General features: G+C 59.2%; 20 protein-coding genes and 2 pseudogenes. 8 read left to right on the plus strand and 14 right to left on the minus strand.

Features of this window, described 5'->3' with window-relative positions:
• The first annotated feature begins 60 nt into the window (after positions 1-60).
• The 4 genes and pseudogenes from HDG37_RS08760 to HDG37_RS08775 form a co-directional block, all read left to right on the plus strand.
• Entirely contained in the window at positions 61-1,779 is a 1,719-nt protein-coding gene (locus tag HDG37_RS08760; protein ID WP_184046154.1) for a methyl-accepting chemotaxis protein, read from the plus strand.
• A gap of 312 nt (positions 1,780-2,091) precedes the next feature.
• Positions 2,092-2,601, plus strand: a complete 510-nt coding sequence (locus HDG37_RS08765) for a MarR family winged helix-turn-helix transcriptional regulator (RefSeq protein WP_184046156.1) — start codon at positions 2,092-2,094, stop codon at positions 2,599-2,601.
• Positions 2,602-2,690: 89 nt separating this feature from the next.
• Positions 2,691-3,929, plus strand: a complete 1,239-nt coding sequence (locus tag HDG37_RS08770) for an MFS transporter (protein WP_221311947.1) — start codon at positions 2,691-2,693, stop codon at positions 3,927-3,929.
• Between the two features lie 222 nt (positions 3,930-4,151).
• Positions 4,152-4,307 (plus strand): annotated as a pseudogene (locus HDG37_RS08775) (transposase); the annotation flags it as partial.
• A 378-nt stretch (positions 4,308-4,685) separates the two neighbouring features.
• On the opposite strand, the gene HDG37_RS08780 reads toward HDG37_RS08775, so the two are convergent.
• Both HDG37_RS08780 and HDG37_RS08785 read right to left on the minus strand, forming a co-directional pair.
• The gene (locus tag HDG37_RS08780) at positions 4,686-6,011 is read right to left on the minus strand and encodes an MFS transporter (protein ID WP_184046158.1); all 1,326 of its coding nucleotides are present in this window, start codon (positions 6,009-6,011) and stop codon (positions 4,686-4,688) included.
• 153 nt (positions 6,012-6,164) lie between these two features.
• The gene (locus HDG37_RS08785) at positions 6,165-7,124 is read right to left on the minus strand and encodes an MBL fold metallo-hydrolase (RefSeq protein ID WP_184046160.1); all 960 of its coding nucleotides are present in this window, start codon (positions 7,122-7,124) and stop codon (positions 6,165-6,167) included.
• Positions 7,125-7,294: 170 nt separating this feature from the next.
• Between HDG37_RS08785 and HDG37_RS08790 the strand changes: the two genes are divergently transcribed.
• Positions 7,295-8,140: an IclR family transcriptional regulator gene (locus HDG37_RS08790; RefSeq protein WP_184046162.1), complete on the plus strand. Its 846-nt coding sequence runs from the start codon at positions 7,295-7,297 to the stop codon at positions 8,138-8,140.
• 4 nt (positions 8,141-8,144) lie between these two features.
• Complete coding sequence (locus HDG37_RS08795; protein WP_184046164.1) at positions 8,145-8,999, plus strand: IclR family transcriptional regulator; 855 nt, start codon at positions 8,145-8,147, stop codon at positions 8,997-8,999.
• A gap of 76 nt (positions 9,000-9,075) precedes the next feature.
• Here the strand turns inward: HDG37_RS08795 and maiA are convergent, their stop codons facing one another.
• From maiA to HDG37_RS08820, 5 genes are read right to left on the minus strand one after another with little or no spacing between them, the layout of a single operon-like run.
• Complete coding sequence (gene maiA, locus HDG37_RS08800; RefSeq protein WP_184046166.1) at positions 9,076-9,759, minus strand: maleylacetoacetate isomerase; 684 nt, start codon at positions 9,757-9,759, stop codon at positions 9,076-9,078.
• A complete protein-coding gene (gene fahA / locus HDG37_RS08805) occupies positions 9,756-11,063 on the minus strand; it encodes a fumarylacetoacetase (protein WP_184046168.1) in 1,308 nt (435 codons plus the stop codon). Before fahA ends, maiA begins: the two co-directional genes overlap by 4 nt.
• Positions 11,060-12,394, minus strand: a complete 1,335-nt coding sequence (gene hmgA, locus HDG37_RS08810; RefSeq protein ID WP_184046170.1) for a homogentisate 1,2-dioxygenase — start codon at positions 12,392-12,394, stop codon at positions 11,060-11,062. Before hmgA ends, fahA begins: the two co-directional genes overlap by 4 nt.
• Positions 12,395-12,433: 39 nt before the next feature.
• A complete protein-coding gene (locus HDG37_RS08815; protein WP_184046172.1) occupies positions 12,434-12,655 on the minus strand; it encodes a DUF2783 domain-containing protein in 222 nt (73 codons plus the stop codon).
• Positions 12,656-12,660: 5 nt separating this feature from the next.
• Entirely contained in the window at positions 12,661-14,352 is a 1,692-nt protein-coding gene (locus HDG37_RS08820; RefSeq protein ID WP_184046174.1) for an FAD-dependent oxidoreductase, read from the minus strand.
• Positions 14,353-14,717: 365 nt separating this feature from the next.
• Between HDG37_RS08820 and HDG37_RS39130 the strand changes: the two are divergent.
• Positions 14,718-15,076 (plus strand): annotated as a pseudogene (locus HDG37_RS39130) (ISNCY family transposase); the annotation flags it as partial.
• Between the two features lies 1 nt (position 15,077).
• On the opposite strand, the gene HDG37_RS08830 reads toward HDG37_RS39130, so the two are convergent.
• From HDG37_RS08830 to HDG37_RS08850, 5 genes are all read right to left on the minus strand, one after another.
• On the minus strand, positions 15,078-15,461 hold the full coding sequence (locus HDG37_RS08830; RefSeq protein WP_184046178.1) for a hypothetical protein: 384 nt from the start codon (positions 15,459-15,461) through the stop codon (positions 15,078-15,080).
• The gene (locus tag HDG37_RS08835) at positions 15,458-17,467 is read right to left on the minus strand and encodes an integrase (RefSeq protein WP_184046180.1); all 2,010 of its coding nucleotides are present in this window, start codon (positions 17,465-17,467) and stop codon (positions 15,458-15,460) included. Before HDG37_RS08835 ends, HDG37_RS08830 begins: the two co-directional genes overlap by 4 nt.
• Entirely contained in the window at positions 17,464-19,386 is a 1,923-nt protein-coding gene (locus tag HDG37_RS08840) for a hypothetical protein (protein ID WP_184046182.1), read from the minus strand. Before HDG37_RS08840 ends, HDG37_RS08835 begins: the two co-directional genes overlap by 4 nt.
• Complete coding sequence (locus HDG37_RS08845) at positions 19,383-20,546, minus strand: site-specific integrase (RefSeq protein WP_184046184.1); 1,164 nt, start codon at positions 20,544-20,546, stop codon at positions 19,383-19,385. The genes HDG37_RS08840 and HDG37_RS08845 overlap by 4 nt, the downstream gene beginning before the upstream one ends.
• A 439-nt stretch (positions 20,547-20,985) precedes the next feature.
• On the minus strand, positions 20,986-21,717 hold the full coding sequence (locus tag HDG37_RS08850) for a hypothetical protein (protein ID WP_260332808.1): 732 nt from the start codon (positions 21,715-21,717) through the stop codon (positions 20,986-20,988).
• A gap of 286 nt (positions 21,718-22,003) precedes the next feature.
• Between HDG37_RS08850 and HDG37_RS08855 the strand changes: the two genes are divergently transcribed.
• Positions 22,004-22,297: a DUF1330 domain-containing protein gene (locus HDG37_RS08855; RefSeq protein ID WP_018423759.1), complete on the plus strand. Its 294-nt coding sequence runs from the start codon at positions 22,004-22,006 to the stop codon at positions 22,295-22,297.
• A 47-nt stretch (positions 22,298-22,344) separates the two neighbouring features.
• On the opposite strand, the gene HDG37_RS08860 is transcribed toward HDG37_RS08855, so the two are convergent.
• Together HDG37_RS08860 and HDG37_RS08865 are read right to left on the minus strand one after the other, a co-directional pair.
• A complete protein-coding gene (locus tag HDG37_RS08860) occupies positions 22,345-23,196 on the minus strand; it encodes a carbohydrate ABC transporter permease (protein WP_090807642.1) in 852 nt (283 codons plus the stop codon).
• On the minus strand, positions 23,193-24,083 hold the full coding sequence (locus HDG37_RS08865) for a carbohydrate ABC transporter permease (RefSeq protein WP_184046186.1): 891 nt from the start codon (positions 24,081-24,083) through the stop codon (positions 23,193-23,195). Before HDG37_RS08865 ends, HDG37_RS08860 begins: the two co-directional genes overlap by 4 nt.
• Positions 24,084-24,162 lie beyond the last annotated feature (79 nt).

Raw genomic sequence — 24,162 nt, forward strand, 5'->3', positions numbered from 1 at the left:
AAAGCGGCCGGAGCAGGCGGCGCTCCTGTTGATCGGTACCAGGGAAAAGGAGGAGAAGAGATGAAGATCGGCAATGCCTTTCAGCGCCTCACCATAGGCGCGCGGCTCCGTACTGGATTTGCCTTGATGCTCACGTTGATGGCTGCAATCACGATCGTCGCGACTGCGCGCATGGCAGCCAACCAGGCGCGCATGGACGAGATCACCGGTGTCAACAACATGAAGTCGCGGGCGGCGATGGCGATGCGGGACACGGTGTTCGAGCGGATGGTCGCATTGCGGGACGTTGCGCTGGTGGGTTCGGCCTCGGAAGTCGACGAGGAGGTAGCGCGCATCGATGTCAAGGCGCGGATCTATGGCGAGACGGAGCAGCGATTGCTCGCGCTGCTCTCCGGCGATAAAGAGCGCTCAGGCCCTGAGCGTGACCTCCTCACGGAGATAAAGCAGCATGAAAATGAGGCCCGCCCGTTGATCGGCCGGGCCATTGACCTTGCGCGCGCTGGCGGGATGGATCAGGTCTACTCGATTCTGGCGGTCGAGTTGAAGCCGGTCCAGGTCAAGTGGATGGAAGCGCTCTCCAGACTGGTTGCGTTGGAAGACAAGAACAATGAGCAGGCGACCGAGGAAGCGAGGGAGGCATCGGAATTTGCTCGCAACGGCATGATCGTCATGGGCGTAGTTGCGACCATTGTGGGCATTGCCGTTTCCATGCTGATCACGCGCAGCCTGCTCGCGCAGTTGGGCGGCGAGCCCGGTTATACCGCTGGCGTGGCTGGGCAAATTGCCAACGGCGACCTCGCTGGCGAAGTCGCTTTGCGCGACGGAGACCGCTCCAGCTTGCTGCATGCGGTCGCCATGATGCGAGACAACCTCGCACGCATCGTGGGAAATGTGCGCCTGAATACTGAAACCATTGCCGGCTCGTCGTCCGGCATCGCCAACGCCAATCGCGAACTTGCCATCCAGACTGAACAGCAAGCCGCCTCGCTGAAGGCCATTGCCGACTCGATCGGTGATCTCGCGACGACCGTACGCAAGACAGCGGAAAACGCGGGCATTGCTGATACGCTCGCCATCTCGGCATCCGCGGTCGCCAAACAGGGACACGAAGTCGTGAGCGAGGTCGAGCGGAAGATGCAATCCATCAGCGTATCGGGCGCGCGCATCGTCGACATCATTTCGGTCATTGACGGCATTGCGTTCCAAACCAATATTCTGGCATTGAACGCGGCGGTGGAGGCCGCGCGCGCCGGTGAGCGGGGAAAGGGTTTCGCCGTGGTTGCGACAGAAGTGCGGAGTCTCTCGCAACGCTCCGCAATTGCGGCAAGGGAAATCAAAGACCTGATCGCGGATTCCGCGCAACAAGTGCAAGCAGGCAGCGAGTTGGCCGCCAAAGCCGGACAGACCATGGAGGAAATCACGCAGAGTGTGCAGCGCATGACCGACCTCATACGTGAGATTAGCAGTGCGACCGCAGAGCAAAGCAACGGCATCGACCTGATCAATCAGACCGCTGCCGAGATAGAAACAGTCACACGTCAGAACACGACGCTGGTCAAGGAGACTGCGCAAGCGGCGAGCAGTCTGCAGCGGCAATCCGAACAGCTTGCCGAACTGGTCGCCGTGTTCAAGGTATCGGTTCTGCCGACCCGGCTGCCAGCGGGTGCTGTCCGCGAGCGCGAGCATGAGGGCACAACGCTCGCTGGCGACCCTGGCGTCGCGAAAGGCGGGGCGGGCGTGGGATTTCAGACTGATCGAGCGTTGATGGCAATGCCATGACTGCACAAACCACCAAAGCGAAAAACCGATTGTATGGAGGTGCTCATGCCAGTCGATGACGACATAAGCCCCTCGATGTTAGCTCAGGCTTGGCAGTGGATTGCGGAAGGCTGGTTCGTGACTGCACGGAGTATGGTTTTGCTGCACGCATCGATGCTCGATGGTGATGGAGCGGAGCCGCTACGGCATCAAGCTGAATGGCCTGCCGCTTCTGCGGCAGCGGACGAATCGGGTGGACGGACACCCGCGAATTGGCTTTGAATTCCGTCCTTTTCGAAACCGACGACAATTTTTCATATTCTCGGCGAGCAGATGGAGACAATTCCGTACGGCGGGCGCGAACGAGAGCTGAATGATGAACATTCGGAGAGCAATCGAGCAGCCGTGTACTACAGCTGCCTGGTGCTTCTTACTGATGTCGAGAGGTCCATTCGCCACGCCGGGGAGAAGATTTCACTCGATGCCTTCGGTATATCGTGGCCACAGGCCAAACTCATTGCGTATCTTGCGCACGGCCAGACTACGACCCAGGTGCAGATAGCAAGCGACTTGCACTACGATGAAGGCGCGTTGTCCAGGCTACTGTCGCGTCTTGATCCCTATGGATTGGTCGAGCGGTTTCCGAGCTCAAAGGACCGGCGCAGCTGTTGCATTTGCCTGATCCAACGAGGTATGCGGCTGGCAAAGGAGCTTTTTGCTACATTTGAACAACTTGATGGCCTTCCTTTCACCATCTTCACGGAAGACGAAAAGCCGAAACTGATCGAATTGCTAAAGCGTCTCCTCCGCAATGGACTGGATGATGCGGCCCGACGCTGGTAGCCGATCCTGTCTCCGACTGTCTTTGTCATCGCAGGCGCTCGGCGGCAGCAAGGCCGATGGATTCGCCTGATAGCCGGGCTCCTTCGCCGATGACGCCCGTGAATACCATCTCAAACGTGATATCAGACTCAAACTCTCTTCCGGTATCTGGTCCTCGCGTGGTGGCGTTGGCTCTCGCCTGCGGGCTCGCCGTCGCGACGCTTTACTACAATCAACCGCTACTACCCGCGATGGCGGCCGGTGTGGGCTCGGGTCCCTCCGCCCAAGGGGCAATCACCATGCTTACCCAGATCGGCTATGCGCTCGGACTCCTCCTATTCGGTCCGTTGGGTGATCGACTTGACCGGCGCAGGCTTGTTGCTTGCCTGATTCCAGCGAACATTGCTGGCTTGGTGCTAAGCGCGACGGCAAGCTCGTTAGCATGGTTGCTCGCGGCTAGCATGCTCGTCGGGGTGACGGGAGTCACTGCGCAGATCATTATCCCGGCGATATCAAGTCTGGTGGCTCCAGCCAAACGTGGCCATACCGTAGGGTGTCTGATGAGTGGTTTGTTCGCCGGGACACTGCTCGCGCGCACCCTTAGCGGTTATGTCGGTGAGCACGCGGGGTGGCGAACGATGTTTGCATTGGCAGCCGTCATTGACGTCCTGCTGTTCGTCGTAGTCTGGTTGTGTCTTCCGGCTAATCGGCCGAGTAGCGACATGCCGTATTCAGAGTTGATGGTGTCGCTTGGTCTGTTGTTCGTCAGAGAGCCTTTATTACGCGAAGCTTGTCTTGCCGGCTTTCTTCTGTTCGGGGCGCTCAACGTGCTTTGGGGATCGTTGGCGTTGATGTTGCAGCGCCCGCCCTACAGTTGGGGTAGTGACCTGACTGGCTTGTTCGGGTTCGTCGGCCTCGCTGGAATGCTGGCTTCCACGAAGATCGGTCGTCTCGCTGACCATTGGGGCGCGCGCAACGTTGTATCGATCGCCGCAATTCTCGTCATACTCTCCTTTTCCCTGATTGCGGCGTCGGGTTACTGCCTGGCGTTGTTGGTTCTCGGCGCGATTGGACTAGACCTGGGCAGTCGCGCCAACCTTATCGCAAATCAAACACGGCTGTATGGGCTGCAGCCTGAAGTGCGCGGCTGCCTCAACACTGTGTTCATGATTTCGTATTACGTCGGCGGGGCAATTGGCTCAATCGGAGGGGCCACGGTGGGGGGGCAATATGGCTGGATTGGCCTCGGCGTTGTGGGCGGAACCTGCGGGACGCTGGCGCTTGTTGCGGGCCATCTGGTACGCCTGTCGGAGCCGGTACCCGTCAGTCGCGATCGATCTCACGGATGAATGGCACACGGAGTTTCTTTACCGCTCGGACTGCGGCGTAGGACGTCCGGTTCAAGTTGTCGCAGAAAATATCGACGTTGCCGTCTGCCGCACTCGTACGACGACGGCGTAGTCGGGGTATGCACTACGGCGAGAGCCGGAGGACGGTACCTAAGAGAATTTGAACACCTGAGAACGGAGCATTGCTATGCGGTTTCTATGCTGACGGCGCAAAAACGCAATCGCGGGCGTCCCGCAACGGACACGCGGCTGATCGCGGGACTACTGTACCTGCAGCATGCCTTCGGCTTGTCCGACGAAGAGGTCATCTGGCAATGGGTAGAAAATCCGTACTGGCTGGCTTTTACTGGCGAGACGCACTTGCAGACGAAGCCGCCCGCTGGCGCACGATGAGGCTTTCGGCGGGTGCCGGCGCGAAGGGCGAGCGCCTGTATGACTGGGCACTAACCCCGCTGTGGCGCTTGCAGATCACCGCCGAAGAGCGCCGCTTCGGGCATTATCACGTTGGCCTTGCTGGCCCATGCCGTACTCGTCTGCTTGCGGGTGCGCGGCAAAAAAACACCTGAAGGTTCGGTGCCGCTCAGTGTCAGGAGATTAGCCGACTGCTATGCCGTCTCCTGTGGCGCGGCGCTCACTCTATCGAGTATGTGATGTCCTGGTCGGCATGGCGTCGCAGGCACCAATACCGCGCACAGCAGTGCCACTATCGGCAAGGCGGTTGCGTACTCCAGTTTCCTTACATCTACGGCTGTAGTACTAAGCGTTCACTGCCTCGGCCTTGATGCCGACGATCAACGCCAGCCCGCTCAGCACCAGCAAACTCGCGAGAAGATAGACCGCGAGATCCATGCTGCCCGTACTCGTGCGAATCTGGCCGATTACCCATGGGCTGACGATGCCGCTCGTGATCCCGATGCTGCTGATAAACGCAATGCCGGATGCCGCAGCCTTGCCGGAAAGATAGCTCGTCGGCACGGACCAGAAGATCGGCAGTGCGGCGAAGATCAATACGGCGGCAAGCGACAGGATCGCTAGCATCGCGGGAAAGCTGTGCAGATGCAGCGTCAGTGCTGCCAGCGCCAGCCCGCCGCCGATCGTGCATAATGCAAAGTGCTTGCGCCGCTCGCCCGTGCGATCGGAACGACGCGCAATCAAGATCAGACCGATCGCGCCGATCGCATTCGGCACGACGGTATAGAGACTCACCGACACGACATCCTTGATGCCGAAATCGCGGATCATCAGCGGCATCCAGAAGTTCAACGTGAGCGACGCACAGGTCAGCGAGAAGTAAACGAACGCGAACAGATAGACGCGCGGATTGAGCAGCGCCGCCGCGAAACTGCGACCGTCGTGCTTGCTGTCCTCCGCCTGGCCTTGCGCGCAGAGTGCAACGAGCCGGTCCTTTTCTTCGTGGGTGAGCCAGTTCGCGTGGTGCGGCTTGTCCACCAGGTAACGCCAGCTGAGAAACGCGAGGATCACGGCGGGTGCGCCTTCGATTGCGAACATCCATTGCCAGCCGAACAGTCCCATCACGCCGTTCATGTCGCGCATGATCCAGCCGGAAAACAGGCCGCCCAGCACGCCCGCTACCGCGACGCCCGCAAAGAACACGGACATCACCGCCGCGCGACGATTCGCCGGAAACCAGTAGGTCAGATACAGCACGATGCCGGGGAAGAAGCCGGCCTCGAACACGCCGAGCATGAATCGCAGGATATAGAAGTGCGCGGGCTTCGATACGAACATCATGCACATCGACGCGATGCCCCACAGCAGCATGATGCGCATGAAGGTCTTACGTGCGCCGTATCGGGCGAGCAGGATGTTGCTCGGCACTTCGCATAGCACATAGCCGACGTAGAACACGGCTGCGCCAAGCCCATACATGGCATCGCTGAAGCCGAGATCGTGCTTCATCTGCAATTGCGCAAAACCGATATTGATGCGGTCCAGAAAAGACACGACATAACAGAGAAACAGAAACGGAATGATGCGCCACGCGACCTTCTGAAACATCAGGTGATCGGCCGTGACAGGCGCGACTTGCCGAATGGCGTCGCCATCGAGGGAATGTTGCATGTCTCGCTCCATATGCGTTGCGCGTCTGACTGGAGACGAGCAAGCCCGAGGCGTCTATGCGCCTTCATGTTCTGAACGGTAAAAGGCCGGACGGCGTTTCCAGGTGTGCTTCGTGCGATCAGAGCGCAGCGCGTGCCGCGCCCTGTTTCGCGATCAGTCCTGCAGCGCGGCCCACATTTCCTTGTCGCGCTGCGCGGTCCAGATGCGCGGATGCGTGATGCCGCTCGCTTCGTCATACGCGCGTGAAACGTCGAACGGCAGGCAGTGTTCGTAGATGAACACCTGGCCGAACTTCGGGTCCATCGCCTTGCGCGTGAGCGCCATCGCGCCCTTCAGATCGAGCTTGTCCTTGTACGCGTCGCGGCCAGCTTGCAGCAGCGTGGTCACGAAGTCTTTTGTGTAGTCGAGGCCCTTGTTCACGTCAGCCGGATTGAGCAGCGCGGGGCCGCGTCCCGGCACGAGCTTGTCCGCATTCAGCGCGCGCAATGCCTCGAGCGTCGCGGGCCATTGTTCGAGTTGCGCGTCGCCGCAATAGCAGGCCGCGTCGTATTCGACGAGGTCGCCGGAAAACAGCACCTTCTGCGATGGCAGCCACACCACCGTGTCGCCCTTCGTATGACCGGCACCCAGATGTGCGATGCGCACTTCGAGCTTGCCGAGGAACAGCGTGATTTCCTTTTCGAACACGAGCGTCGGCCAGGTCAGACCCGGCACCGTTTCGACGCCGGCAAACAGACGCGGAAAGCGCTCGATTTCCGATTTCATATCGGCTTCGCCGCGCTCGACGATCATTTCGTACGTGCCGCGGCTCGCGATAACCTGTTGCGCCCCTTCGTTGAAATACGCCGACGCGCCGAGCACGCGCACCGCGTGATAGTGCGACAGCACGACGTATTTGATCGGCTTGTCGGTCACGCTGCGGATCTTCGCGATCAGGTCTTGCGCCATTGCGGGCGTGGCAGTCGTATCGACGATCAGCACGCCGTCATCGCCAATGATGACGCCAGAATTCGGGTCGCCTTCCGCCGTGTACGCATAGGCGCTTTCGGACAGCTGGGTCCACGTGATTTTCTTTTCTTCCAGGTCGGCCTGGGATGCAAAAGCCTTTGCCATGTCTGTCTCCGTTATGCGACTCGTTGGGGATGAGACATGGTCGTCGCCGTGCGAAAATTTGTCAATAGCAAAACACCTTGCCTTTCACTAACGTAGGGTAAACTCGCCGTCTGTTGGGGGCAAGGGGCTCAATCGGATACCATCTATCCCTTCCATTGCGAGGCATCGAATTGGTCAAATCCGCTGCGGACGAAAGTCCGGGTCCTACGACGGCTGAGGCGTCGGTCGAGAAAAAGCAACGGGGCATTCAAAGCGTCGAGGTAGGCGGGCGTCTGCTCGAAGCGCTGGCGCGGCATCGCGTGCCGCTCGGCCTGACCGAACTGGCGGGCGAGGCGCAACTGCCTTCCGCGCAGGCCCACACGTATCTGGTGAGCCTAACGCGTCTTGGCCTCGTCAAGCGCGACGCGCTGACGGGCAATTACGAGCCGGGCCCGCTGTCGTTGCGGCTCGGGCTCATGCATATCGAGCAGCAACCTGTGTACCGGATCGCCGCGCCGTATGCGGCAGCGCTCGCCGAACGGATTGGCTTCAGCGTGGCGATCTGCGTGGCAGGCGCGCAAGGGCCGACCATCGTGAGATATGAGCGCGGCGGTTTTCCGCTGCATGTCAATCTGCATATCGGCACGGTGATGTCGCTCGAAGCCACGTCCACGGGCCGCATCTTCTGTGCTTTTTACGCGCGCGAGCAGGTCGGCCAGATGGCGCGGAGTCAGGCGCTCGCGCCCGATGCATCGTCGCCGGGTAACAACTCGGCCAGGACACCGGTGGTCGATGCGCAATGGTTCAGACGTTTCGATGCCATCCGCACGCGCGGCATCGAGCGCGGTATCGACGCGCCAAGTCCGGGCATCAGCAGCCTGAGCGTGCCGGTGTTCGACGCGCAGCAGCGAATGCAGCTTGCGTTGACGGCAATTGGCTCCTCGGGATCGATCGACGTCGGCTGGGACGGCGACGTGGCTCGCCAGTTAATCGAAACCGCGCGGAAAATCACCGAAGCGCTCGTCACCTCGAATTGAAACCATGCAGACCGACACTCCAGACACGTCCGACTTCAGCGCGACTCAAGCCAGCGATCCGAAAATGCAGCGCGGCATCAGCGCGCTCGACAGCACGGGCGAACTGTTGCTCGCGCTGGTTTCGGCAGGTCGCCCGCTGTCGCTGCGCGATCTGGCCGCCGCCGCCGATATGCCCGCCGCGAAGGCGTTTCCACACCTGGTGAGTTTGCTCAAGGTGGGTGTGCTCAGTCGCGACGACGCGGGCTATTTCAATGCGGGCCCGCTCAGCATGGAGCTGGGTCTGATCGCATTGCAGCGGATGTCGCCGATCCGCGACGCCGAACCTGAGATCGTGACTTTGGCCATCGAGTCGGGCATGAGCGTCGCGGTCGCGATTCTCGGGCCGCTCGGGCCGACCGTGATCCGCTTCGAAGAATCCGCGCGACCGCAGCACGTCAGCTTACGGGTGGGAACGGTGATGTCGCTGGTCAATACAGCGATCGGACGGGTGTTTGCCGCATACCTCTCCGACGACGTGCTGATCGGCCTGCTGGCGCAGGAATCGGTCCGGCTGGCGGCCGCCAATCCGGCCGACGTGGTGGTGTCTGCGAAAAAAGCCGCGCCGTCGTTGGCTCACACTTATCAGGCGCGACGCACGAAGGTCATGGCACACGGCATCGACAGTGCGCTCGATGCGCCGGTGCCGGGTATCGGTACGCTGGCGGCGCCCGTATTCGATCACACCGGCAGCATTGGCCTCGTGGTCGCGTTGATCGGACCGTCGGGCAGCTTCGACCACAGTTTGGACGGCGCGACCGCGCAAAAGCTGCTCGCGGCGACGCGCCGGCTGTCGTGGCGCTTTGGCTGGATCGGCGGCTGACTTTGCGACTCTGCGATCGACCCTGCAATTGACTCCGCGACCGGCAGTGCGGCTGATGCCGACGCGCGGCGCGGGGTTAAGCGGAGCGGGGCGGCGGCTCCGCATCGGGTTGCATGGACGGCTCGGCGGCTGCGAAAGCGGGAAGGTTCATCGCGTGACCGGCGATCCTGACTATCGTCGGATAGGCGTCTAGCGGCACGTCGAAGCGCCGCGCGTTCCAGAACTGCGGCACGATGCAAAGGTCGGCGAGCGTCGGCGTATCGCCGAACGCGAGCGTGCCGACGCGCGGATCGACCGACAGCCGCTTCTCCAGCGAAGCGAAGCCAAGATCGATCCAGTGCCGATACCACGCGCTCCTCTGCTCGTCCGTGATACCGAGCGTGCCGCTCAGATACTTCAGCACGCGCAGGTTATTCACCGGATGAATGTCGCATGCCACCTGCAACGCCACGGAGCGCACATACGCGCGATCCAGCGGCAGGCGAGGCAACAGCGGCGGCTCTGGATATACCTCGTCGAGATAGTCGATAATCGCAAGCGATTGCGTGAGCACATGCGTCTCATCGCCAACGCTATGCGTCAGCGACGGTACGAGCCCATCTGGATTGATCGCACGATATGCGGGCTTCAGATGCTCGCCGCCGTCGCGCACCAGATGGACCGGCGACTGATCGAACGGAATCGCTTTCAACGCCAGCGCGATCCGCACCCGATACGACGCCGAACTGCGGAAATAGCCATGCAGCGTGGGATCGCTCATGCAAGCTCCAGCGCGGGCAGGATCTTCCCAGAACATGTGCCGAAGCCGACGCGATAGCCGTCGCCCTGGCACCATCCGCGTATCGCCACTTCGTCGCCGTCCTGAAGGAACGCGCGCGTGTTGCCGGAAGGCAGCGCGAGCGGGCGCTGGCCGTTCCACGTCGATTCCAGCAGCGAGCCGCACGAATCCGGCGTCGCGCCGCTGATCGTTCCTGAGCCCATCAGGTCGCCGACCCGAACGTTGCAGCCGGAAGCGGTGTGATGCGCGAGTTGCTGCGCCATCGTCCAGTACATGTACTTGAAGTTGGTACGGCAAATCGTAGACGTCTCGCGTTCGCCCGCGCCGTGCAGATCGACTTCAAGTTGAATATCGAAGCCGTGTCTTCCCGCATGACGCAGATACGGTAGCGGCTGCGGCGACTGTTCCGGCTGTGCGCAGCGGAATGGGTCGAGCGCGTCGAGCGTCACGATCCACGGCGAAATCGTGGTGGCAAAGCCTTTCGAATTGAACGGTCCGAGCGGCACGTATTCCCACTGCTGGATGTCGCGGGCGCTCCAGTCGTTGAGCAGCACCATGCCGAAGATATGCGCCTCAGCCTGTTCGCACGGAACCGGCTCGCCGAGCGTCGTATTCGTGCCGACGATAAAACCCGTCTCCAGTTCGATATCGAGCTTGCTGCACGCACTGTAAATCGGGCGATCGCTGTCGGGCGTCTTGATCTGGCCGTTGGGTCGCCTCACGGGCGTTTCGCTGACGACCACCGACGACGCGCGGCCGTTATAACCAATCGGGATTTCCAGCCAGTTAGGCAGAAGGGCGTTCTTCGGATCGCGGAACATCGAGCCGACGTTGGTCGCATGTTCCTTCGACGAATAGAAATCCGTATAGCCCGGAATCTCGACGGGCAGATGCATCCGGGCATCGGCTTGCGCGACCAGCGCCTTCTCGCGCAGCGAAGCGTCGTCGCGCAACGAGGCCGTGTTCGCATCGAGCAGCGACGACAGCTGCGCGCGCACTGCGCGCCACTGCGCCTGTCCGAGCGCGATAAAGCGGTTCAGCGACGCACACGCGAACACGTCACGGCTTGGCGTCAGCAGACCGTTATCCGCAAGCAAGGCGAGATCGACAATGCGATCGCCAATCGCGACACCGACACGCGGCGTCGTATTGTTGTTGTCGCTGAACACGCCGAACGGCAGGTTCTGGATCGGAAAGTCGCTGGCTGGATCGTTTGCAGATTCGACCCAGCTTTTACGGCGCGGATCGTTGGCCGCTTGCCACGCCATCGAAGTGGGGTTCGTCATGCTTGCGTCTCCGGCTTGAAGTTTTTCCGCAGACCTTGCCAGCATTCGAAATACTCGGCCTGCAATTGCGAGCTTTCCAGTGCGAACGCAGTCGGGCGAATTATGCGCGGCGTCTCGAACATGAATGCGAGCGTGTTGTCCACCTTATGCGGTTGGGTCGTATCCGATGCCGATGCTTTGCGGAACGTCTCCGCATCCGGGCCATGCCCGGACATGCAGTTATGCAGACTCGCACCGCCCGGCACGAAGCCTTCTTCCTTTGCGTCGTACGCGCCGTACACGAGTCCCATGAACTCGCTTGCGACATTGCGATGGAACCAGGGTGGTCGGAACGTATCTTCCGCGACCAGCCAGCGCGGCGGGAAAATCACGAAGTCGAGTGAGTGCACACCTTCCGTATCGCTCGGCGATTGCAGCACGAGGAAGATGGACGGATCGGGATGGTCGTAGCTGATCGAGCCGATCGTATTGAAGTGCCGCAAATCGTATTTGTACGGCGCATAGTTGCCGTGCCACGCCACCACATCGATCGGCGAATGCCCGATATCCGCACGCCACAGATGGCCGTCAAATTTGGCGACCAGTTCGAACCGGCCTTCGCGATCTTCGAAAGCCGCATGAGGCGTCAGGAAGTCGCGCGGATTCGCGAGGCCATTGGAGCCGATCGGTCCCAGGTCCGGCAGCGCGAGCAACGCGCCGAAGTTTTCGCATACGTAGCCGCGCGCCTCGCCATCCGGCAGCGCAACCGAAAAACGTACGCCGCGCGGAATCACCGCAATCTCGAACGGCTCGACATCGAGTACGCCGAGTTCGGTCGCAATCGTCAGGCGGCCTTGCTGCGGCACGATCAGGAATTCGCCGTCGGCGGAATAGAAGAAGCGCTCATACATCGATGCGGTGGCTGTGTACAGATGAATCGCGCAGCCGCTCATCGACGCCACCGATCCATTGCCCGCCATCGTCACCAGCGAATCGACGAAGTCCACCGGACCATCGGGCATCGGCAGCGGGTCCCAACGCAACTGGTTGGGCGGCGTCGTCGGCACCGTCGAAAAGTCGCCAACCAGCCGGTCGTTCGACAGCCGCGTGAACGGCTTGTGAACGGCGGCCGGACGAATCCGGTAGAGCCACGAACGGCGGTTGTGTGCGCGCGGTGCGGTGAACGCGGTGCCCGACAACTGCTCGGCATACAGCCCTCTTGCGACCTGCTGCGGCGAGTTGCGGCCCACGGGCAGCACGCCCGGCAAGGCTTCGGTGGCGAACTCGTTGCCAAATCCGGACTGGTATCGGTTGTCCGGCACCCGTGTCAGTCCATCTGTGTTTTCCGGCATCTGCTTCTCCGTGGAACGGGAAATGTTGGATCAGTGCGGCTATTGCGGCGCGGCGTCGTTATCGGGCGCGACGCCTGCGCGGGCGATGGCGAGCGCCTCGGCCAGCACGCTGGCATCGCCGATATGGTTGGCGAGCAGCAGCACCAGCTTCGCGTTCATGAAATGACTTTGTTCGTCGGTCAGCCCGTTGTGCGCGTCGATCAGTTTTTCGTAGAACGCGTCAGGGTCGGCGATATTGGTTTCGATATTCAGCGTGGTCATGATGGTCATCCGTTGCACGTAGCGCGATTGACGGCTTTCGCGACCGATCCCGTGTCGAACGCGCGCCAGCGTGCGCAGACATGCTGATCGGGTCGCAGCAGATAGAAGGTGCCGGGACGCGCATCGAAGCGATGCGTGACGATGCCCTCGACGTCTTCGAGCACAGTGATGCCAGGCAAGCCCGGCAAGGCCGTCGTCGCAGCGCCGCGCGGCACGACGATCACCGTGCGCACCGGAACCGCGAGCCGGGCGAGCACGGCGAGCCGTTCGGCATACGCCGAAAGATCGTCTCCATGGCCGCAGAAATGCACGCCCGTAAAGCCGCCGTGGCCCGTCTGGTTCAGGAACCACGCGTCGTCGCCTTGCACCTTCACGGGCGCATCCGTGCAGACCGCGCCGGGCACCATCGTGGAGGAGAACGCGGCGTCAGCGGCGTCGGGCGTGTTCAGCGTCGAGTCGCGCAACACGGCGGGGATCGACAGTCGTCCGCTATTGACGATGCGTCGCGCGAACGGGCAGTCTTTCGCGAGCTTGAGCGTCGCATCGCGGAACATCCGCGAGATCGCGCTTTTTGGCGTGATGAAGTCCGTTGCGCGTGACGAGTTCAGGATGTTTTCATCGGCGGCATATTCGCGCTCTGATGCATAGGTGTCGAGCAACGAAGGCGGCGCGTCGCCGTTGACCACCAGCCGCAACTTCCACGCGAGGTTGTCGGCGTCCTGCACGCCGCTATTTGCGCCGCGTGCGCCGAAGGGCGACACGCCGTGCGCCGCATCGCCCGCGAACAGCACCCGACCGTGCCGGAAGTTGTCCATGCGCAGACATGAGAAGGTATAGACGCTGACCCATTCCAGTTCGAACTCCGTGTCTTCGCCCAGCAATGCCTTCACGCGCGGAATCACTTTCTCCGGCTGCTTTTCCGCAACCGGGTCGGCGTCCCAGCCGAGCTGGAAATCGATGCGCCAGACGTTGTCGGGCTGACGATGCAGCAACACCGACTGATTGCGGTGAAACGGCGGATCGAACCAGAACCAGCGCTCGGTTGGAAACGGCGCCTTCATCTTGACGTCGGCGATCAGGAAGCGGTCCTTGAACGTACGGCCACGACTATCGAGACCGAGCGCCTTGCGCACCGCGCTGCGGGAGCCATCGGCGGCAATCACGTATTGCGCGCGCATCGGGTAGATACCGTCGGGGGTTTCGACCTGCAATTCGACATTGCCGTCGTGCTGCGTCAGACCGATGACGTTGCTTTTCCAGCGCATCTGCAGATTCGCCGTCTGCCTTGCGCGCCCGGCCAGATAGCCTTCGACGTAGTATTGCTGCAAGTTGATGAAGGCGGGGCGGGCGTGTCCCGTTTCGGGCAGCAGATTGAACGTGTAGATCAGTTCGTCCTGCAGGAACACCTTGCCGACGTTCCAGCTCACGCCTTTGTCCACCATCTGCGCGCCGCAGCCGAGGCGATCGAAAATTTCCAGCGTTCGCTTGGCGAAACAGATGGCGCGCGAGCCGCTCGACAGCGTGTCGTCGTTATCGACGAGCACGGTACGCACGCCCTGCTGCGCCAGATCGATCGCGGCGCTCAGCCCGACAGGGCCTGCTCCGATCACGACGACCGGGTAGGTAGTGGGCGTCGCGGCGTCGTGGTCGGCGGCTCGTTCGTAGTCGAACCGCATCGTTTGATAATCGATTTGCATCGTGTCTCCGTGTGCTGCGAGTCGGATTTATTAATCTATAGCAAGCATAATTGCTCCTTGCTAATATTTGCCATTCTATGCAGCTTCCGGTCGGGACGAATCTGTGTTTACCCTGATGTGGCTAGTCAAGACGCGCCGATGCGACCGCGGAACGGCCTGGTTGCGCGTTGAGAGGCGATGCCATGCTGACCGTGGAGCGATGTCCCGCAAGCTCGGCGTCTCCAGCCGGACCGAGTTGCACTGAGGCGAGTTGACGATTTTTCCAGTCAGAAGGAAATAAAAACGCCAACTCGCGCGGTCAGATCCTGCTGCGACCGCGATTTCGGGTTGACAGAATTATTGCTCTGTACGGTCGACGCCGAGCGTTGCAATACGACAAGGTCATGTACCTGCTGGAGGACACGCCGGAGCACCGCAAGCTGATTGATCGATATATCGAGGTCTGGGAGTACCCGGATGGGCGTATCGAACTCCGGATGGACGGCCGTGTTCTGACGTGCAGGCAGTACGACCGGCTGACCGAGGTCGATCAGGCCGCGGTCGTTGAACACAAGCGACTGGGCCACGTCCTTCAGGTCTCGCAGGCGATTCAGGCACAACGCGATAACCAGCGGATCGGCAAGGCGCCCTCCGAACGCATCTGGGCGCTCCAACCAAAGTCCAGAGTCGTTCGACGGGCAAGAAGAAACAACGCGAGTTCACGCAGGCCGACGTCGAACATATACCTACAACAAACGCGCTTTTCTGTCGGCGCCTCGAATAGGCAGTACCTTGCCACCAGCAAGGCCAGCCAATTGCTTTCTGAGTTCGTATAGCTCTGCCAGCAACGACAGTTCTCTCGCATAGGAAGCTTCGAGCTGCGATCGCAATTCGCTTACCGTCTCCTTCGCACGGGTGAGTCGCGCGATTTGATCAGTGCGAGGATGTGCTTGCTCAATTGCAGCCGCCTCAATCGCAGCGATCAGTTCCGCGAAAGCTGGGCGCGATTTCTTAATACTACCTTTTGTGCGCCCGGCCTCGATTGCGACAGCATCGTTATTGATCTTTGCGCGCCGCCGTTTCAGCCGATCCAAGGCGGCGAAATAATCAGCCAGTGGGTTATCAGTCACGAGGCCTCCGATTGGGTGCGTGTCCTTCTCAACACGTTTTCCCGCGTCGCTTCGAACACGGCCAGATCGGCAACTTCATTGCGGTACTCGGGCGTAGTAGGATCAAGTTGACGGAGTTTCTCGACGCGGCTACGCTGTACTGCGATGACACGATCGAGTTTGCGCAAACTGCCGACCATGCTCTTGCAGTGGGAAGTAAGACATTTGATTTCAAGGAGATCCACGGGCGTCTGCTCGCATTCTTCGACCTTAACACATCCCCCAAGCAACGTATCGCGATATGCCAAAGTGCCTTGCCTAAATCGCTTCAACGTAGTTTCTCGATCAAAAATTACGATGCCGTCGGTGTCCTTTAACCGGTGCTCAACCCAGTGTGGATGAGCACCGAACAGTACATCATCCGTCATCAAGACGTGAGCGGCGTAGCTAAGGTACTGCGACACCGGTTGAGTTTCCTGCCACTCGTATCCGAAATGGGACTTGTCATCACCGATGAAGTTTTTGGCAAAGACAGAGCCTCTGGCGTAATAGCTCGACATCTCCTGCGTGATGTGCTGCAACTGTCGTTTCAGAGAAGGCAATGAAACTAGGCCCGATCGCTGTGCATATAGTGCAAGCGCTCGCCGAAGCTGATGGCTCGTCAGTTTCCACGGCCGACCGATTTGAAAGTCGTCTTCGCTCCGCCAAGCTCGGTGCGGATCGATCTGCTCCAATTCGCGCAGGTCCTGCTCTGTAATCACTGGTTGAAGTAGTGTGCGCAATTCGGAGAACGTGTTCAAGTGTAATTCCGTCGCACCGAAGTCTGGTCGGGGATTCTTGATTTGAGGGTCAACAAAAAGGTAATGGCCCGGAGCGTCCAGAGAAGCAGTGTTCGGAACCCGTCCGCTCGCGGCATAAATTGCTGCTGCAATGCGTTGAGCTAACAATACAGCCCGATAACCGGCAGAACTAGTCACCCAGCGCGTCCGCTTGACTAGCCCCTTGCTGAGCTTCGTTGTCCTCCCGCAAATAATGTAGTGGGCTGTCCCATCCCGTTGAACCAACTCAAGACAGTTGTACGGCAAAGCCATCACCTCATTTTGTCGCATACCCGTGAAGGCTTGTATCTGAAGGGTTGCAACCATCATTGCTCTTCGCAGCAATGTCGAAAGACCAGTTACATTTGTTGAAATACTCTTAGCTTCAAAGTAATCAGCTAGATCATATTCGTTGAGAAGACTTGACAAATGAGGAAGATAATCTTCGGGACCATCACTTAGCTTAGATCGAATCTCGTACTGACGTTCTTTCCCCCGCCCAAATAACGGATCGCGCCGGCAGTCTGCATATAAACGAAGGACAGAATCAATGACATTCTCCAAATCGCTCAGTTCGGAGGAGAGAGTGGAAAGGATGGCGGAGTAAATGCCGGTTGGAATTGGAGGATACTGCCTAGCATTGTCAATCCACTGGCGGGCCATGGACCTTAGTTCTTGTATAGCTGGCTTTCCAGCAACCGGAAAGCCGACTTGGTCTTCCCCAAAGGACCTTAATAGGGTGAGCAATGAACCCAGTTGGATCGCAAGATTCTCAGATCCTACGATGCTTGCGATCACTAGGCCAGGATCGACAAGCGCATCCTGCACACGAATGCCTTCGTCTTCACACAGCCTTCCGAGGTGACGAAACGCAACCATATAACCGTTAAGCGAGTTGTAAGATAATTGATTGCCGGGGCGCATGTAGATCAGAAGGAACATGAGCCACCGGAGTTCACGAGTCAAATTATCTCGTTGCTTGGTCAAACCGCCTTTGTCCCAAAAACTAAAGTGCAGATGTCGGGTGCGGCCGTCAGGGTCGTAGGGCGTTCTGTCCCAAGAGAGATCGCCATATGTCGATGCCACACTACCGTCCGCGTGCCTGGAAACGACGAAATTATCCGGCGGAATGCGCCCTTGGAGAGGGTCGTAGATATCCGGCGAACGGGAGTCGCTAGGAAGATTTGATCGAGCCTCGAACGTCGTCATACTAAATCCAGTTCCATTAACGTTTCAAGCTTGATCGCCCAATATGGATCTAGCTCGCCATCAACATCCACTTCGCGCTCAATGCGCGTCACCATAATCCGATCGCGACGCCCGATCTCGCTGAGAATGAATTCGATCCGATTCAAAATTAAGCCGAACAATTTGTCAAACTGCTCACGGGTGTTGGCTAGATGCGATATTTGTCGAACGCAGTAGCGACAGCTCAGGAGTTTGCGTGTATCCGTTTCGTCGGCGTGTACGCGGTACTGATCGCAAAAAAGACAGCCTTCAGGCCCTTTACAATCCGGCTGTACGGGGGAGTGAGCACTGATTGGTGCAGGATGGCTCGGCGCCGCGCAGATGCCGATGGAGCGCACTTCGCCATTTTTGATTTCTTGGCCTTTGGCTACAACGACCTTCTCGACCTTAGAGAAAAATTCTCCCATTTCAGTCTGATGGCTGGATTCGGATCCGTTCGTGTATTTACGCAGTGCCGTTGTTAAGGAATGTTGCATTGACCGCGCCGCAACATACGGATCGTATTCCCGAATAAGGTGATCTTGCTTGGCAGCTCGCCATTCTCTGGGCATGATCTTCGGAAGGGTTGAATCGAAACGATTTAAAATTTTTAATGTATGAACAATGATACTCGGGACAGCTATCACCGGGACCGTCAAATTGGAACGTCCGAAGGAGAAAAAAAGACTTCCGAATTGCTCGTTATCGAGTATATAGCGGCGCAATTGTAGGTAGCGCCGGAAATCCGGCATAAACTGGGCGCCAATTTCGAACCACACCGTTTTGTCTCCGGCTCGATACTTAATCGTGCGAAATCCTTGACGTTCGATAACAGCATTCGCGATCGCATCATCCAGATCAGGCCCCCATGGCAGCGAAAACGCCTGACCGAGGCTCATTCCAGTATTGGCAACAAATAAGATCGCGAAAATCTTGCTAGCGAGAATCGCTCGATCCAACCGATCTCTTGAGCGGAAGTTCTTGTTTGCCGCATCGACTAATTTGTGTGCCTTGGCGATTTGCTTGCGCATCAGTGCTCGAGCACGGCTACTTTTAGCCGAGTATTCTGAACCTAGCGCCTTGGGCGTATTGATCGTGCCGGTATCGTAATCATCGGCAATAAAGTAATGAGCGACTTTGCTTGCCGTATGTAACGATCCGGGTGGCTCGCACCATTGTGAACTTGGGAATATCCATAGGCGGTCGTTGGGCCAGTTCATGTATTCGGGCACCGTCATCGAGAAAGGGTAAGGTTTCCGGTCGATAACCAACTCACTCAGTCCATAGAAAAGACTTTGACACCACGAAATCACTCGTCCTTGTGCATCGTCGCTCGGAACTTGAGTCGGAGTTTCGAAATTGCTGCTTTTTGTCAGAACATTAACGCCGCTACTAAGCGATTCGATGTTTAGAAATAGTTCTAAAGTGTCTCTGCAATTGCTCTGTCGAATAGCAGCAGTGTTATTGTTTAGCTGATGTTGGGCTACGATTCTTCGTAGATGCGCAACATAGCATCGGAAAGCATCACGAGCGGACGACTCGTCCTTTAGGGCGTCGCTATGTCCGCTGGTATCGCACCAGTCCATGAATCTGACGAAATTGCGGTGAATACCGTCAACTGTTTTCCTACCATACCTTCCATTGGTCACCAGTTCTGATACGAATTCGATCAGCGAGCGAACGTGAGCAACTCTCTCAGCGTTGAGCGATAGTAAATCAACTTGACGACCCTGACCCGGACTCCGCTTTGCATGATTCTGGCGGCGTAGGTAACACAGAGCACCAAAGTCGATTGAATGACCTCTGTAATATTGCAGCACTACTTGCTCAGGATGGAGTAGCGGAACATTGGCTGGAATCGGTAGGTCATAGACCTTTGTCGGGCGCGCACTGAAGTTCATTTGCGCTCCATGGCTTGTCGGGCAAGTTTTTCCAGCCTGGCTTCCCAGCCGTCCTGTACAGCACGTGCTAGCTCGAGCCTGCTGCGGTATGTCAAGTAGCGCTCAGTGGTTGCGAGTGAGGCGTGGCCCATGCGAACTCGGACAAACTCCATGACATCTTTCAGCGTCGCTTTCTTTTGCTCCACCAAAGGAAGCTTTGCGTCCACAAGGTTCATACCGAAGGTCGCTCGCGTGTCGTGAAACCGGTAATGAAATGCGGGCACGTCGTACTTCTCCCGAATGAAGGGTAATACATAATCTCTGATGTACTGACGGACTCCCTGTCCAACCTTGGCATGACGGAGCGTGTTGGTTTCATTGAAGGTGTTGGCGTCAGCCTGCGCGCTATAGAGTGGTGCCGCGCGGATACTGAGGAACAGATACTGTTCCTCAGTATCGCCCCCGTATGCGCGCAGCCGGCGACTTCGCGAACGGTCACTCGCTGCGTAAACGTGTAGCAGGCGATAGAACCATATCGGTATATGGAGGACGAGCTTTTTGTCGTTCTTGGTATCAATGCCGGTACCGGGACCCACCGGAATTCGCAAATCGCCATCGGAATGAGCGTCGAACGTGAGGAGCGCGTGCTTAACCTTGAAGGTCAGGATGGTCTGGATTCGAGCACCGGTCAGTAAGCCGAACAGGTGAATCAGCATCATCTCAGTATTGCCGAGCGAAACGAGCGCATCCAGTAACCATTCCTGCTCAATCTGTGGCAGCGGACGGAGCTTGCCTCCATCGTCGATTCTGTCGTCGTAAGGGTTGTCTTGTTGCGCGACTCGGATCGACACGTCTGTCGTTGTAACGGTCTTCGAGCGCTTGAATCCCTGCTGATCCGTAAACTGGATGTATCGGTCCGACGCCTTCCAAGGAGGATTGTCTGGAACAAATGCGCCGTCGTCTTGGAGCCAGCGATAGAACCGGATCACCGTTGCCATCCTGCGCTTGGCAGTTGCCGGTGCGATGTCGGCGTTGTGAACCGAATGCTTCAGATGACCGTTGAACCGATACGTCGGGCGCTGCAATTTGTTGGAGGGGAAATGCAGCCAATCGATCGATGTTTCGTCGAGGAAGCGGCGGTACGCAGCAAGGTCTTCAGCAATGCTGGCGTAGGTGCTCATTGCCAAGGAGATTCGGGCTTGGAGCGAATGGAGTATCCAAATGTTGGCTTCGGCCCAAGGCGCTCCCGTTGAATCCAGAACAACCGGGAAAAGATTGAACCGATGTGGTGTCCACACAGGCCTGCCATCACGGCGGGTGCTTTCGCCTTCGACCATCTTCGGCCGCATGAAGTAGGACGGAGGCTCGTTTCCGCCACTAGCCCCGGGTATGTGAACTTCAACGCCATCAGGATCGAGGCGATCCGTCACCTCTGTCAGAGCGAAGGACGGCAACAGAGTTTTTCGCGCGGTCAATGTCGGTTCGTCCCATGTTTTGGTTTTACCCCGTGTGGACAACCGGGCTGAACACAGCCACAAGGGCTGTGCACAGCAGTCCCTTCGAGACTGTTCCCCGGTATGCCCACACTCGAACCTGACGCGCGTGCTACGCCCGCTTGCCTCAAAGAGAAATATCGCTCGATCTCCGAACCCATCGCTGACCGCCGTCACGAGCGTACAAGACCATTTTATTTAACTTGCAGGTTTTAGGCAAGCGGTGATTACTTATCCGTACGTCACTGATATAGGTGTTGCCCGCCTTGTCCCACGCGACGTCGGTCACCTGGCGAAAACGTCCGGGCTCGGACGGCAGCGGCGGATTCGGATGCTTGAGCGGCGCGGTCTCCTCGTCCGATGCTTCCTGCTTGCGGCCGAACACCATCGCGACGCGTCCTTCCGGCGTGAACTTGATCACCATGTCCGAGCCCTTGTCGGTAACCCAGATGTTGTCGTGCCGGTCCACCTTCACCGTGTGCGCGAATGACCACGCATACAGGTTGTGGCCGATCTCGCGCACGAAGCGTCCATCGGGCGCGAACTCGAGCAGTTGCGCGGCGGCCGCGCCATATGCGGGGCCGGTGGTGTTGCCGCGCGACAGCACGAAGATATGGCCATGCGAATTGAGCGCGACGCCCGAGCATTCACCGAAGTACCTGTCGTTCGGCAAACGTACGGGGTTGGCAACCGAGTCATAAGCAATCGTGGGCACGGCGGGTGTGTCCGCGGCGAACGCGCACGGCATGGCGAGTCCGGCGGCGCTACCCGCAAGCAGGCTCATGAAAGTCCGTCGGCTCATCGCCCGGTGGTCGGGACCGCCGCAGCATGCACAAAACGACTCGTATCGCTCGCTCATTCGTTGTCTCCTTTGGTCCATCGCTTGAAGTGTGCAAAGGCAAGCCTAGTGCACAAACCGTTTAATGGCTAAATCGTTTTGGCGATGCTGAAAGAGACACTTCCCGTTATGCGCGATCACGTGCTGGTGGTGGCAGATGCTGTCCAAGTCGCGGCGCGCGGCGCGCGCCGCGCGGCGGCGCGGTACCGCTCGGCGTCGCGAGCCGGCCCGCTTTGCTACTATGTAAGACCGCGACTGCTTAGGTCCGCTTTAGCCCCGCGTTGGTCCATCACACAAGGAGATTCGAATGAGCAAAGGTTATTGGGTGTCGTCGTACCGCAAGACGAACGATCCGCAGAAACTGGCCGCGTACGCGCAACTGGCCCCGGCCGCGGTGGCGGCGGCGGGCGGCAAGTTCCTCGTGCGAGGCGTGGCGGACGAGGCGCGCGAGCAGGGCCTCAAGGAGCGCACGGTCGTGATCGAGTTCCCGACGTACGAGGCGGCCGTCGCCGCTTACGAAAGCGAGGAGTACAAGAAGGCGCTGGCCGCATTGGGCGATGGCGTCGAACGCGATCTGCGCATCGTGCGCGGCACCGACTGACGCGCGACCCGCAAGCGAACACTGCGCGGCACGCGCCGCGCAGTCACTCACTTCACCGCGCCGAGCGCGAGCCCCTTCACCATATAACGCTGCAACCACGCAAACACGATCGAAACCGGCAACGTCGCGCACAAGGTCGCGGCCATCACCAGATGCCATTCGACCACGTACTTGCCCGCGACCATATCGGTCACCTGCACGGTCAGCGTCTTGTTTTCCGGCGAGCGGATCAGCGTATAGACGACCGCGAACTCGTTCCACGCATTGATGAACGTGAAGATCGCGGTCACGACGATCGCCGGCACCGCGAGCGGCAGAAACACCTTGAACACCGCGCGCGTGCGGCTGCAGCCCTCGAGCCACGCGGATTCCTCGAGATCCTGCGGCACGGTCTGAAAGTACGACGACAGCATCCACACCGCGAACGCGATATTGAACGCCGCGTACGACACGATCACGCCGATCCTCGAATCGACCAGGTTGCCGTCGCCCCACGGAATCATCGCCGCGAGCCGGAATAGGCCGACCACCAGCAGGATCGGCGACAGCATCTGCGTGACGAGCAGGAACTGCCGATACAGGCCGCGTCCGCGAAATGGGAAGCGCGCGAGCGCATAAGCGGCGGGCAGGCACACCGCGAGTGCGAGCGCGGTGGACAGGAAACTGATGATCGTGCTGTTGCGCAGCGCGACGCCGAAGTTGGCCGCGTCCCACATGTCGATGAAATTGCGCCATTGCCACTGCACCGGCAGCCAGCGCGCCGGATAGACGAAGATCTCCGAGGCCGGTTTGACCGCGGTGAAGAACATCACCGCGAACGGAAATAGTATGACGATCACGAGCGGTGTCAGGGCGATCCAGCACCACAGCGAGCGTTTCGTCTTCGCGCTCAGACTCATGATGGCACTCCTTCTTTCGCGCGTTGCAGACGCAGATAAGCGATCGAGAACACGAACAGCATCACGAGCATGATCAGCGAAACGGCGGCCGCTTCGCCGGGACGTCCGAGCCGGAAGCCGAGTTCGTACAGGTAGGTGACGAGGATGTGCGTGCTGTTGTCGGGGCCGCCTTGCGTCATCACCCAGATGATCGGAAACGAGTTGAACACGTAGATCACGTTCAGCAGGATCGCCATGTTGATGAACGGGCGCAGCAGCGGCATCGTCAATTGACGGAACTGCTGCCAGGCGCTCGCGCCGTCGATACGCGCGGCTTCGTAGATATCGCTTGGCACCGAAGACAGGCCGCCAAGAAAAATCGTCACCGTGAACGGAATCGACACCAGAATGCCGACCGCGATTTCGACGGGGAACGCGAACTCGGGCGTCGCGAGCCAGTGAATCGGGCCGCCGATCAGGCCGAGCCGCTGCAGCGTGACATTGACCATGCCGTAGTCGTCGTTGAAGGCCCAGCGCCAGACGACGGCGGTCATCGTCAAAGAGACGGACCACGGCAGCATTACGATCGTGCGTGCCACGCCGCGACCGTGAAAGTCCTGGTTCAGAATCAGTGCGACAGGTACCGAGATCAGCACCGTGCCGCCCACCACGCACACGGTCCAGATGATCGTGCGGCGTACCGAACCGAGAAACACCGGGTCCTGAAACACGTTGATGAAGTTCTGCGCGCCGGTGAAGTCGCGGATCGCGCCGAAGCGCGATACCTCATGCAGCGATTGCCACACGATGTTGAAAATCGGATAGCTGATGATGAACAGCGCGAGCACGAGGCTCGGCGCAATCAGCAACCAGGGCGCGTGCGCGCGCGAAGAAACGGAACGGCTCATGCGTGCTCGATCGTAAGACGCGCCCGCTCTCTGGCGGCGGGCACGACGGAATGGGCCGGAGGGTGCATCGTGCTGCATA

Origin of the sequence: Paraburkholderia sp. MM5384-R2 (assembly GCF_014201025.1) — a bacterium.
Taxonomy (GTDB): domain Bacteria; phylum Pseudomonadota; class Gammaproteobacteria; order Burkholderiales; family Burkholderiaceae; genus Paraburkholderia; species Paraburkholderia tuberum.